The organism is Sphingomonas sp. NY01 (assembly GCF_038809135.1).
Classification (GTDB): domain Bacteria; phylum Pseudomonadota; class Alphaproteobacteria; order Sphingomonadales; family Sphingomonadaceae; genus Sphingomonas; species Sphingomonas carotinifaciens.
Genome location: NZ_CP101722.1, coordinates 566,212 through 578,445 on the forward strand (window position 1 = coordinate 566,212; position 12,234 = coordinate 578,445).

The following is a 12,234-nucleotide window of genomic DNA, read 5'->3' on the forward strand; positions in this document are numbered from 1 at the left end:
TAGGTTCGCCCTTCATGGCGGCGCATCGCGATCGCACGACACCTGCCGTGGGGGCGGTGGGACAAAGGGAGACGGGAATGGCTTTTTCGGACGAGGTGGGGCGGTTCCGCGATGGCAATCCATCTCCGCTCTATCTCCAGCTTCAGCAGCTGATCCGCGAGGCGATCGGCCGCGACGTGCTGGTGCAGGGCGATGCGATCCCCGCCGAACGCGATCTCGCCACCGAATATGACGTGTCGCGCATCACCGTGCGCAAGGCGATCGGCGGCCTGGTCGAGGATGGCCTGCTGACCCGCCGCCGCGGCGCCGGCACCTTTGTGGCAGGGCGCGTCGAAAAGAGCTTTTCCAAGCTTTCCTCTTTTTCCGAAGACATGGCCGCGCGTGGCAAGGCGGCGTCCAGCGAATGGATCAGCCGCGCCGCGGGCACGGTCAGCCCGGAGGAATCCATGGCGCTCGGCCTGTCGCCGGGCGCGCCCGTATATCGCTTCCAGCGCATCCGCTATGCCGATGACGAGCCCATGGCGCTCGAATTCTCCACCATCGCCGGCTATTGCCTGCCCTCGGTCCAGGCGGTCGGCGACTCGCTGTATGTCGCGCTGGATCAGGCGGGCAGCCGTCCGGTGCGCGCGCTCCAGCGGCTGCGCGCCGTGCCCTTCGGCCCCGAACATGCGCGCATGCTGGGCGTCGATGCCGGCCAGCCCGGCCTGTTGATCGAGCGACGCGGGTTCCTGCGCGACGGTCGCGCCGCCGAGTTCACCCGGTCCTATTACCGCGGCGACGCCTACGACTTCGTTGCCGAACTGTCCGACCTGTAGGGGTCGATGCCCGAGGAGTTTTCGCTCTTGAATCGCCGTCAACTGCTCCTCACCGGCGCGAGTGCCGGTGCCGTTCTCGCGCTGCCCGTCCAGGCCGCCCCCCGCAATCGCCGGATGGGGGAGGCGGGTGCCCTGCCGATGCCCGCGCCCGGCAATACGCTACCCCCGCCGCTGCCCGTCCATGATGCGAACAAGACCCGCATGGAGCGCGGCTGGCTGTTCCACGAAGGCGACATTGGCGATCCCGTACTGGATTCGCACAACGCCACTTATCTCAGCGTCAAGGCCGGCAATGCTCAGGGTGCCGCGGCGATCGACCATGACGACAGCGACTGGGCGCGCATCCGCCTGCCGCACGACTGGGCCAGCGCACAGCCCTTCGAGGAAAGCGCCAACGTCGCGCAGGGCTATCGCCGTCGCGGCATCGGCTGGTACCGCCGCCGCTTCGCGCTCGACTCCGCCGATCGGGGCAAGCGCCTCGAACTGCATTTCGACGGCATCGCCACCAATGCGACGATCTGGCTGAACGGCAGCACGGTGGCGCACAACTGGTCGGGCTATAACAGCATCTATATCGACCTGACGCCGTTTGCCCGCTTCGGCGAGGAACTGAACACGATCGCCATCCGCGTCGATGCGAACGCGATGGAGGGCTGGTGGTATGAGGGTGCGGGGCTTTACCGCCATGCCTGGCTGGTCCGCCGCGCGCCCGTGTCGATCGCGACCGACGGCGTCCACTGCGATCCGCGCCGCGGTGCCGGGCGCTGGCAGGTGCCCGTCGCCGTCACGCTGAACAGCGTTGCACGCGAGGCGGCGACCGTGACGGTGGAGGCGCAACTGCTCGCCCCCGATGGCCGTCTGCTCACCCATGCCGAGACGCCCGCCACCGTCACGCCCCTGGACGAAGCGGTCGCGACGCTGACGCTGGATGCCGGAAACCCGGTCCTGTGGTCGGTCGAGGCGCCGACGCTCCACACCGTCGTCACCCGCGTGCTGGTGGACGGCACGGCCGTCGACGAGCGCCGCACCCCCATCGGCTTCCGCACCATCCGCTTCGACGCAGGCGAAGGCTTCTTCCTCAACGACCGGCCGGTGAAGCTGAAGGGCGTGTGCCTGCATCAGGACCATGCCGGCGTCGGTACCGCGATCCCCGACAGCCTGCACCGCTGGCGGCTGGAACGGCTGAAGGCGATCGGCTGCAACGCGATCCGCTGCTCGCACAATGCGCCGTCGACCGAGTTTCTCGACCTGTGCGACGCGATGGGCTTTCTCGTCATGGACGAGAACCGGCAGTTCAACCCCGCGCCCGACTATATGGCGCAACTGCGCTGGCTGGTCCGGCGCGACCGCAACCATCCCTCGATCATCCTCTGGTCGGTGTTCAACGAGGAACCGATGCAGGGGACGGAGGCCGGCGTCGAGATGGTCCGCCGCATGGCGCATGAGGTGAAGGCGCTGGACGACAGCCGCCCGGTCACCGCGGCGATGAACGGCGCATTCTTTGAACCGAACAGCGTGTCCAGCGTCGTCGACGTGACCGGCTTCAACTATTACCAGAACGACTACGACCAATTCCACCGCCTCTTTCCCGACCGGGCGATGACCAGTTCGGAGGATACCAGCGCGTATGAAACGCGCGGCGCCTTCCACAGCGATCCCAAGGCGCATGTCATCAGTTCCTATGATGACGAGGCGGCAAGCTGGGGCGACACGCATCGCAACACCTGGCGCAAGATCATGGAGCGTCGCTTCGTCGCGGGCGGCTTCGTCTGGACCGGTTTCGACTATCATGGCGAGCCGACCCCCTATGCCTGGCCGACCATCTCCAGCTTCTTCGGGGTCATGGACCTGTGCGGTTTTCCCAAGACCGCGACCGATATCCACGCCGCGCACTGGGTGGACGACCGCCCCGTCGTCGCAATCGCGCCGCACTGGACCTGGGGCGGCAAGGAAGGCCAGCCGATCCGCGTGTTCGTGACGAGCAACGCGGAAACGGTGGCCCTGCGCGTAAACGGCCGCGATCTCGAACCGCAACAGGTCGACCGGATCATGGGCAACGAATGGACCGTGCCCTACGCCCCCGGCCGGATCGAGGCGATCGCCATGCGTGGCGGCCGCGTGGTGGCGACGGCGGCGCAGGAAACCGCCGGGCCGCCCGTCGCGCTCCACCTGACGCCCGCGCGCAGCGTCATGGCCGGTGACGGCGAGGATGCGCAGGCGATCACCATCGATGCGGTCGATGCCAGGGGGCGCCACGTTCCCACCGCCAACCTGCCGACGCGCTTTTCGGTCGAGGGTGCCGAGATCATCGGCATCGGCAATGGCGATCCCAACAGCCACGAACCCGAAAAGGGCAATGCCCGCTCGCTGTTCAACGGCCTTGCCCAGATCATCGTTCGCGCAAACAGGGGGGCCGGCCGCGTGAGCCTCCGTGCCGAGGCGGAGGGCTTGTTGCCCGCGCGCCTGACCATCACGCGCCGCCCGGTGGCCGAGGTGGCGCAATGGCCGGAAAGCTTCGGCGGGCAGGCCTTGCGCGAATGGCGTCGCTCGCCCGCCTCCGCAACGAAGCCAGGTCCCGACGCCGCGCCGCCCGACGGCGACAACAACAGCTGGGCCTTTGCCCGCGCCGGGAATGGCGCCAAGCCCGATCCCGCCGGCAACTGGCGCGCCTGGCGCACCACCGTCACCCCGTGGAAGCGCATCGCGGCAGAGGGCGGCATGCTCCGTTTCCGCGAGATTACCGGCCGCGCCGAACTCTATGCCGATGGCCGCCGTCTCGCGAGCAAGGATAGCACCACCGCCGGCCCGCTGGAGGCGCGCCTTCCGGCCGGCTCAGGCGTGCGCACGATCCTGTTGGTGGTGGAAGGTGCCGGCATCACCGGCCCGGTGACGCTGACGGTGGAGTGATCAGACTACGCCCTCTCCCATCTGGGGAGAGGGCTTAGAATCTCAACCGGCGACGAACCGGTCGGCATCGCCCAGCAGATGCACGACCCCGGTCGCCGGGCGCGCCACCGCCTTCACGCCGAGCTTCGCCAGCGCCGCGTCATCCACGGCCCCCGCAACCTCGACCCGCACGCGCCCGGCATGGACGCTGGCGGCACCGACCTTGCCGCCCAGCGCGTGCACCAGCGCCGGGGTCAGTTGCACGGCCTTGCTGGTCTCCGCCTCAGCCACCGGAGCGACGGCTACGGCGCCACCTCCTGCCGCCAGCGCATCGCGTATCTCCGACGCCACCGTGTCGGCGATCGGGCCGACCACCACCTGGAGCGCGGTGGCGGACGGGCGGATGATCCCCCGCGCGCCCAAGGCCTTCAACGCCGCCTCGTCCACCACGTCCTGATCGTTCACCACCAGCCGCAGCCGGGTCGTGCACGCGCCCACGTCGCGCAGGTTCGCCGCGCCGCCCAGGGCCTGGGCGAACGCCGTGCCGCGCTCGCCGGCCGCGACGGGCGCGACCGCGGTCGCCGCGCCCTCGGCGATCGGCTCCCGGCCCGGCGTTTGCAAGCCGAAGCGCCGGATGGCGAAGCGGAAGATCGCATAATAGGCGAGGGCATAGGCGGCCCCCACCGGCAGCAACATCAATGGCTTGGTCGCCTTGCCGAAGTTCAGCGCATAGTCGAACAGCCCGGCGGAGAAACCGTACCCCAGCTTCACCCCCAGCGCGTTCATCACCGCCTCCGCCGTACCGGTCAGCACCGCATGCACCGCATAAAGCGCCGGCGCCAGGAACATGAACGAAAACTCGATCGGCTCGGTCACGCCAGTCAGGAACGAGGTGAGCGCAAGGCTGAGCAGCAACCCGCCCACCGCCTTGCGCCGTTCCGGCAACGCCTCGTGATACATCGCCAGACAGGCGGCGGGCAGGCCGAACATCATGACCGGGAAGAACCCGCTCATGAAGCCGCCCGCGGTGGGATCGCCCGCAAAGAAGCGCGTCAGGTCGCCGGTCTTGCCCTGGAACTCGCCGACCGAGAAATAGGCGACGTTGTTCAGGATATGGTGCAGCCCGGTGACGAGCAGCAGCCGGTTGAGCAGCCCGAAGGCGAACAGCCCCGCGCCACCCGCCGCGACCACGCCCGCCGACAGGGCGTCCATGCCGGCGCTGATGCCGGCGTAGCTGACGCCTAGAATCAGCGCGAGGCCGAGGCCGGCGAAGCCGGAGGCGATGGGGACGAAGCGGCGTCCGCCGAAGAAGGCGAGGTAATCGGGCAGCTTCAGGTTGGAGAAGCGGTTGTAGAAGCTGCCGCCGATCGCGCCGGCGATGATGCCGACGGGCACGTCGAACTTGGCGACGGTGGTCGCCTTCCACGCCTTCTCCACCGTGGCGCGCAAGCCCTCGGGCACGGTGGCCAGCACATCGGGGGGCACCACGAACAGCGCCTGCGCGCCGGCGGTGGCGACGAGGTAGCAGACCAGGCCGCCCATCGTGGCCGCGCCGTTGCCGTCCCGGGCGAACCCGGTCGCCACGCCGATCGCGAACAGGAGGCCCAGATGCGCGAAGATCGCATCGCCCGCCGCGCTGACGAACGCGATGTCGAGCAGGTCGGGCTGGCCGAGACGCAGCAGCAGCCCGGCGATGGGCAGCACCGCGATCGGCAGCATCAGCGCGCGGCCCAGTGGCTGCAACGCTCCCAGAATGGCCCTCATGCGCCCAACTCCCCTTCGAACTTGCGTGCGAGCGCGCGCACCTCGGCGGCGGTCGTGCAGGCCAGCGCCGCCTGTGCGTGCGCGCGGGCGGCCGTCATGTCGAGCGCTGCGACCAGCGCCTTGATCTCGGGCACGGCGGCGGGCGCGGCGGACAGCTCGGTCACGCCCAGCCCGACCAGGATCGGCACCGCCAGCGGATCGGAGGCCAGGCCGCCGCACACGCCGGTCCAGCGGCCATGCACGTCCGCGCCCTTCACCGTTTCGCCGATCAGGCGCAGCACGGCCGGGTGCAGCCCGTCGAGCGCGCCGGCGACGCTGGCATTGCCGCGGTCCATGGCCAGTGCATATTGCGTCAGGTCGTTGGTGCCGATCGACAGGAAATCCGCTTCGCGCGCCAGCAGGTCGGCCGTGACGGCGGCGGCGGGCGTTTCCACCATCACGCCCAGTTGGACGCGCGAGCCCGCCTCGATCCCCTCCAGCACCGCGCGGACCCGGCGCAGTTCGTCGACGCCCGCGATCATCGGCACCATGATCCGGCACTGCCCGACCGGTTCGACCGACAGGATCGCGCGGATCTGGTCCTCCAGGATTTCGGGATGCGCAAAGCCGACGCGGATGCCGCGCAGGCCCAGCGCCGGATTTTCCTCCGGCGGGATGGGAAGGTAGGGTGCAGGCTTGTCGCCACCGATGTCGAGCAGGCGCACGATCAGCGGCCGGCCGTCCAGCGCGGTGGCCACCGCCTGATAATCGGCAACCTGTTCCTCCAGGCTGGGCGCGGTGTCGCGTTCCAGGAACAGCAGTTCGGTGCGCAGCAGGCCGCAGCCCTCCGCGCCGTTCGCCACCGCGATCTGCGCATCGTCGGCGGAGCCGCAATTGGCGAACAGTTCGATCCGCGTGCCGTCGCGCGTCCGGCAATCCTCACCGGCCCGCGCCAGCGCATCGGCACGGCGGCGCTGCGCCTCTGCGATACGCGTCTCGGCAGATGCCAGCGTGTCGGCCGACGGCGCGACATGGATCAGCCCGCCGCTGGCATCCAGCACGACGCGCGTTCCCGCCGCCACGTCGCGCAGACCCGCGCCAATCGCGACCAGCGCCGGCAGCCCGCGCGAGGCGGCCAGGATCGCGACGTGCGAGGTCGGCCCGCCACGCTCCACCGCGAGTCCCGCCAGCCGGTCGAGGTCCAGCCCCATCAATTGCGACGGCAACAGATCGTCGGCGACCAGGATCGTGCCCGGCGCCAGTTCTGCGCGCGTATCCTCCACGCCCATCAGGCGCGCGATCAACTGCCGCTCCAGATCGCGCATGTCGTCCGCACGCTCGGCCAGCCGCCGGTCGCCACCGGCGCGCAAGGCATCCGCCTGCGGCCGGATCGCGCCGCGCCAGGCATGGCCGGCGCTCTGCCCCTGTGCGATGCCGGCGAGCGTCGCCTCGATCAGCACAGGGTCGTCCAGCATCGCGGCATGCGCCTCGAAGATCGCGCGCGCCGGCCCCGTCGCGCTCGCGCTGCGCGTCGCCAGTTCCTCGGCCAGCGCGCGGCGTGCCGCGTCGAAACAGGCTTCCTCGGCGGCGATGCCGGCACCCTCCACGGGCAGAGACAGGTCCTCCGCACGCCACAGGGCGACGGTGCCGATCGCCAGGCCGGGCGCGGCGGTCACGCCCGCCAGCGCGCCTTCGGGAAGCGCGGTCAGGACGGGCGCGGGCGGCGGCGGCGGTGGGGCAGGGGCGGGCGCATCCTCATGGATGCCGCTCAGGATCAGTTCGGCGAGCGCGGCCACCGCATCCTCGGCATCCGGGCCGGTGGCGGTGATCGTCACCGTGTCGCCATGCCCGACCCCCAGCGCCAGCAGGCCGATCGGGCTGCGCGCGCTGGCGCCGGTGCCGTCCTTTTCCAGCGTCACCTCGGCAACGAACCGCTTGGCGAGGTCGGCGATGCGCGCGGCGGGACGGGCATGGATGCCGTGGACCAGCGGCACCGCGATCACCCGGCTGGCGCTGGCGCCCCCTTGCGCGGCGGTCGTGGCGGCCACGTCGGCGCGCGCCACCAGCGTCATCAGCGGATCGCCCACCGCGACCATCCCGGCATCCGCGCGGTATTCGATCGCGAAGCGTTCGCCGTTGGTCACCACGATCGGCGTCACTACCGCGCGCGCCTCGCGCACCACCATGTCCAGATCGAACCGGATCAGCGCCGCCCCACACGCCACGCGGTCACCGGCCTTTACCACCGGTTCGAAGCCGCGCCCGGCCAGCGCCACTGTGTCCAGCCCGATATGGATCAGCAGTTCGGCCCCCTCGGGCGTCACCAGCGTGATCGCATGGCCGGTCGGCTGGACGGTCACCACCTGCGCGTCGCACGGCGCGACCAGCATGCCCGCGACCGGATCGATCGCGATCCCGTCGCCCAGCATCGCCTCGGCAAAGACCGCGTCGGGGACGTCCCGAATGGGGCCGGCCCAGCCCTCCAACGGCGCAAACAGGGGGATGGTGGCCATGATATCTCCGGGAAACGCGATAAGGGGTGGTCAGGCGACGGGTTCGTCCAGCGGCAGCGCCGCCGGGGCGGCGATCGGCTCGCCACCGATCCAGGTACCCGCCGGGGTCAGGTCCGCGGTCAGGCACACCCAGTCGGCATGCTGGCCGGGGGCGATCTGCCCCCGCTCGGCGGTCAGGCCGAGGAACGCCGCCGGGCTGGTCGCCGCCATGGCGGCCGCCTGTTCGGGCAACAGGCCGAGACGCGTCACCGCGCCGCGCACCGCGCCCGCCATGTCCAGGTCGGAGCCGGCCAGCGTGCCGTCGGCACCGACGCAGCGCCCGTCCTCGACATGGATCGGCTTGCCCTGCAGCACGAAGTCCTTGGAAGCGGCGCCCACGCAGGGCATCGCGTCCGACACCAGCATGAACCGGTCGAGCGGCCGGGCACGCAGCGCGATGCGCAGCGCCGCGTCATCGACATGGAAGCCGTCGACGATGATCCCGCAATAGACCCGTTGATCGTCCAGCGCGGCGCCGACCACGCCCGGCGCACGGTGGACCAGCGGCGACATCGCGTTGAACAGGTGCGTCACGCCGGTCACCCCGGCATCGAACGCGGCGCGCGTGGTGGCATAGTCGGCATCGGTATGGCCGATGCAGACCAGCACGCCCGCTGCCACCAGCGCCTCGATCTGCGCGGGCGACACCCGTTCCGGGGCCAGCGTCACCATGACGCGGCCGGTGCGGCGCTGCGTCAGGATCGCCATCAGTTCGTCGTCCAGCGGCTGGAAACGGCTGGGATCATGGATGCCCTTGCGGCTCAGCGCCAGCACCGGCCCCTCGACATGGGTGCCCAGCACGCCGGGAACGCCGGCGGCGATCGCCGCATCGGTGGCGTCCAGCGCGCGCGCCACCACCGCGGGCCGGTCGCTGATCAGCGTCGTCATCAGGCCGGTGGTGCCATAGGGTGCGTGCGCGGCGGCGATGGCGGCGATGCCCTCCACCGTGGGTTCGTCGTTGAACAGCACGCCGCCGCCGCCATTCACCTGCGTGTCGATGAAGCCCGGCATCAGCCAGCCGCCGCGAAGGTCGGTCGCGTCCTCGCCGTCGCCGACATCGCCGGTGACCGCGACGATCACGCCGCCTTCGACGTCGATCGTCGCCCGGGTCAATACGCCGCTGGCCGTGACGATATGGCCGTTGGTGAAGCGATGCAGCGTCATAGCGTGCGGGTGACCTTGCTCAAATGGCGCGGGGCATCGGGGTTGAGCCCGCGGGCCACCGACAATGCGTTGGCCATGCGATAGAAACTCTGGATCATCAGTATGGGTTCGATGGCCGGATGGTCGGCCAGCGCGGGCAGCGTGCCGCCGCCCTTGGCATCGGCGAGCAGCACGCGGGCGCTGCGCGTCGTGAACTCCGCCGCCGCCTCGCGCACGCCGTCGCCCGCGCTGTCGGATGTGGCAAAGGCGATCAGCGGGAAACCGGCATCGACGATCTCCATCGGCCCGTGGCGCACCTCGGCCGCACTGAACCCTTCGGCATGCAGCGCGCAGGTTTCCTTGAGCTTCAGCGCCGCTTCCTGCGCGATCGCCAGGCCGAAGCCGCGGCCGATGACGAACAGGTTGCTGGCCTCGACCAGGGCCTCGCGGCCAGCACTCCAGTCGCAGCTCCAGGCCTGGGCCAGCCGGTCGGGCAATGTCCGGACGGCGGCCTTCAGCGCATCGTCTCCGGCCCATTCCGCCGCCAGCAGCGCCAGCGCGGCGAGCGCGGTGATGTACGACTTGGTCGCCGCGACCGACTTCTCGGGGCCGGCCATCAGCGGCACCAGCGTGTCCGCCGCCTCCGCCAGTGGCGAGGTCGTGTCGTTGACCAGCGCCACGACATGCGCGCCCGCGGCCTTTTGCGCCGCGACGCTGGCCAGCAGGTCGGGGCTGCGCCCGCTTTGCGAGATCGCGATGCACAGCATCGCCGGGCTGGTGACGCTGGCTTCGTACACCGACGCGACCGACGGCGCGGCGGAGGCGACGGGCACGCCGACCAGCGTTTCGATCAGATATTTGCCATAGGTCGCGGCATGGTCGGACGAGCCGCGCGCGCACGTCACCACCACGGCGGGCGGTGCTGCGCGCAGCCGGGCGCCGAGCGCGGCCAGGGTGTCGCCATTGGCGGCGATCAGGCGACGTACCGCCGCGCTCGCCTCGGCCGCCTCGGCGTGCATCAGCGTGTCCGTTTCGCTGCGGGTTGCGATCTGCGGATCATCCGTCATGGCAGGCGCGCTGGCTCCTTGTCGGCCAAGAATGGGGTGCGCGGGCGACCGGCAGGCGCTTGGCGACAAGCCTCGGGCCGAGCGACGCGCAGGCGGTCACCGCCGTGGCAAACCGCTCGTTGGGAAGCGTAAGTCATATATTGGTATTATTCAAGCGGACTTCACCATCTGCGCCAGGGTGGCGACGATGCTTGCGTCGGTTTCCATGCGCTGTGCGGCGGCAAAGCCGAACCGCACCAGCGTGTCGTCGCCTTGCGCCACGGCGCGCCGGCACGAGGCGTGGAGTTCGCGCACCCCGGTCGCGAGGATCGCCGGCGCAGTGGCGGGGGACACGCCGCTGCCCGCCAGGATGCCGATCCGCCCGGCCGATCGTTCGACCAGCGTGGCCAGAGCCGCTGCGCCGTCCACCGCCTTCACCGCCCCGCCCGAGGTCAGCACCCGGTCGAAGCCGAGTGCGATCGCATCGTCTAGGGCCGCGGCCATGTCCGGCACCAGATCGAACGCCCGGTGCAGCGTCAGCGACAGCGCGCTTCCGCGCGCCGCCCCCAGTTCGCGCGCCAGCGCCACCCAGGCGGCCAGCGTATCGGTGTCCAGCGTGCCGTCCGCCCGGCTCGCGCCGATCACCACGCCTGCCAGCCCGGCCTCCGCTGCGCCGCGCATGTCGTCGGCGACCAGCGCGCGGTCCGCCGCGTCGCAGACGAACCCGCCCTCGCGCGGGCGGCACAGCAGATGGACGGGCAGGGGGGCCGCCGCCGCCGCGCGGATCAGCGAGGCCGGCGGCGTCAGGCCGCCGATGCCCAGCGCGCTGCACAGCTCGATCCGGTCGGCGCCGCCCGATGCCGCCGCGGCGATCCCGGCGGCATCCTCGACACAGACCTCCAGCCGGTATGTCATGCCTTGAACAACGAGGGCGCCTTCAGCACCTTCGTCCGCCCGGCGGTGTCGGTCACCGCATAGGTGAAGCCGGGCAGCAGGCAAAAGGCGCCGATCCGCCCCCTGGTATCCATCGCCAGGAAGCCAACCTGCACGCCCTTGATCGCATCGCGGCGCAGGGCCGCGATGTGGCGCACCACTTCCTCGCACGCCGCCTGAGGTGCAAGGCCGGCGCGCATCGAGGCGACGACGCGGGCGGTGCCCGATACGCGCGTCACTTCCTCGCCCAGCCCGGTGGAGGTGGCGCCGCCCACGCCGCGCTCGACATAGAGGCCGGCGCCGACCTGCGGCGAATCGCCGACCCGGCCGCGCATCTTGAACGCCATGCCCGATGTGGTGCACGCGCCCGCCATCCGGCCGCTGGTGTCGCGCGCCAGCAGGCCGATCGTGTCATGATCCAGCGCGCCGCCGGGCGTGCGGTGGGGGGCGCGGCGCCATAGGTGCCGACCTCGCTGTTGGCGACCGGGCGATACCGGGCGGTGGTCAGCCATTTGCGCCATTCCGCCTCGGCCTCCGGCGTCAGCAGGTTCTGGCGCGGAAAGCCCTGGTCGCGTGCAAAGCGCGTCGCGCCTTCGCCGACCAGCATGGTGTGGGGCGTCTTCTCCATCACCGCGCGCGCCACGGAGATCGCGTGCATCGTCTCCTCCAGCGCCGCCACCGCACCGACGCCGCCGGCATCGTCCATGATGACCGCGTCCAGCGTCACATGCCCGTCGCGATCGGGATAGCCGCCATAGCCGACCGAATGGTTGCTCGGGTCCGCCTCCGGCACCTTGCCGCCGGCCTCCACCGCATCGATCAGCGTGCCGCCCGCCTTCATCGCGGCAAAGGCGGCATCGTTGGCGGCGGCGCCGAAATCCCAGGTCGACACGATCAGCGCCGAACCGGCGGCGTCCTTGCCCGCCGCCCGCGCGCCGCCCGCCATCGCCGCGGCGGCGCCCATCCCGCCCAATACCGATGCTTGAAGTACCGATCGCCGCGTCGTCATCGTCATCCCCCTTGGCCCGGATCGTCCACCGCCTTGTCCCAAACAATGCATGCCTTGTCCCTGGCTGCAACATTTAAACTGCATTGGTCTACCCAAAGGTATCAATG

Annotated in this window: 8 protein-coding genes and 1 pseudogene; 2 read left to right on the forward strand and 7 right to left on the reverse strand. The window is 70.7% G+C overall.

Going from position 1 to position 12,234, the window contains the following annotated elements; translation table 11 throughout:
- Window positions 1-77 precede the first annotated feature (77 nt).
- A complete protein-coding gene (locus tag NPJ82_RS02840) occupies window positions 78-815 on the forward strand; it encodes a GntR family transcriptional regulator (protein WP_112382252.1) in 738 nt (245 codons plus the stop codon).
- Between the two features lie 6 nt (window positions 816-821).
- Window positions 822-3,722, forward strand: a complete 2,901-nt coding sequence (galA, locus tag NPJ82_RS02845) for a beta-galactosidase GalA (protein ID WP_342658296.1) — start codon at window positions 822-824, stop codon at window positions 3,720-3,722.
- A 42-nt stretch (window positions 3,723-3,764) separates the two neighbouring features.
- Here the strand turns inward: galA and nagE are convergent, their stop codons facing one another.
- From nagE to NPJ82_RS02880, 7 genes and pseudogenes are all read right to left on the reverse strand, one after another.
- The gene (gene nagE / locus NPJ82_RS02850) at window positions 3,765-5,465 is read right to left on the reverse strand and encodes an N-acetylglucosamine-specific PTS transporter subunit IIBC (protein WP_342658297.1); all 1,701 of its coding nucleotides are present in this window, start codon (window positions 5,463-5,465) and stop codon (window positions 3,765-3,767) included.
- Window positions 5,462-7,957, reverse strand: coding sequence for a phosphoenolpyruvate--protein phosphotransferase (gene ptsP, locus NPJ82_RS02855; protein WP_342658298.1), 2,496 nt, complete (start codon window positions 7,955-7,957; stop codon window positions 5,462-5,464). The genes nagE and ptsP overlap by 4 nt, the downstream gene beginning before the upstream one ends.
- Window positions 7,958-7,987: 30 nt before the next feature.
- Window positions 7,988-9,160, reverse strand: a complete 1,173-nt coding sequence (nagA, locus tag NPJ82_RS02860) for an N-acetylglucosamine-6-phosphate deacetylase (protein ID WP_342658299.1) — start codon at window positions 9,158-9,160, stop codon at window positions 7,988-7,990.
- Window positions 9,157-10,206: an SIS domain-containing protein gene (locus NPJ82_RS02865; protein ID WP_342658300.1), complete on the reverse strand. Its 1,050-nt coding sequence runs from the start codon at window positions 10,204-10,206 to the stop codon at window positions 9,157-9,159. Before NPJ82_RS02865 ends, nagA begins: the two co-directional genes overlap by 4 nt.
- A gap of 150 nt (window positions 10,207-10,356) precedes the next feature.
- Window positions 10,357-11,100: a copper homeostasis protein CutC gene (locus NPJ82_RS02870; RefSeq protein WP_342658301.1), complete on the reverse strand. Its 744-nt coding sequence runs from the start codon at window positions 11,098-11,100 to the stop codon at window positions 10,357-10,359.
- A complete protein-coding gene (locus NPJ82_RS02875) occupies window positions 11,097-11,639 on the reverse strand; it encodes an isoaspartyl peptidase/L-asparaginase (RefSeq protein WP_342658302.1) in 543 nt (180 codons plus the stop codon). Before NPJ82_RS02875 ends, NPJ82_RS02870 begins: the two co-directional genes overlap by 4 nt.
- Before the next feature lie 32 nt (window positions 11,640-11,671).
- Window positions 11,672-12,211 (reverse strand): annotated as a pseudogene (locus NPJ82_RS02880) (isoaspartyl peptidase/L-asparaginase); the annotation flags it as partial.
- Window positions 12,212-12,234: the final 23 nt, after the last annotated feature.

Excerpts from the sequence above, each read along its gene's own strand:
- NPJ82_RS02870 (WP_342658301.1), bottom strand. The coding sequence starts at position 11,100 with ATGACATACCGGCTGGAGGTCTGTGTCGAGGATGCCGCCGGGATCGCC.
- NPJ82_RS02865 (WP_342658300.1), bottom strand. The coding sequence starts at position 10,206 with ATGACGGATGATCCGCAGATCGCAACCCGCAGCGAAACGGACACGCTG.
- nagA (WP_342658299.1), bottom strand. The coding sequence starts at position 9,160 with ATGACGCTGCATCGCTTCACCAACGGCCATATCGTCACGGCCAGCGGC.
- ptsP (WP_342658298.1), bottom strand. The coding sequence starts at position 7,957 with ATGGCCACCATCCCCCTGTTTGCGCCGTTGGAGGGCTGGGCCGGCCCC.
- NPJ82_RS02840 (WP_112382252.1), top strand. The coding sequence starts at position 78 with ATGGCTTTTTCGGACGAGGTGGGGCGGTTCCGCGATGGCAATCCATCT.
- NPJ82_RS02875 (WP_342658302.1), bottom strand. The coding sequence starts at position 11,639 with ATGGCGCAAATGGCTGACCACCGCCCGGTATCGCCCGGTCGCCAACAG.
- nagE (WP_342658297.1), bottom strand. The coding sequence starts at position 5,465 with ATGAGGGCCATTCTGGGAGCGTTGCAGCCACTGGGCCGCGCGCTGATG.
- galA (WP_342658296.1), top strand. The coding sequence starts at position 822 with ATGCCCGAGGAGTTTTCGCTCTTGAATCGCCGTCAACTGCTCCTCACC.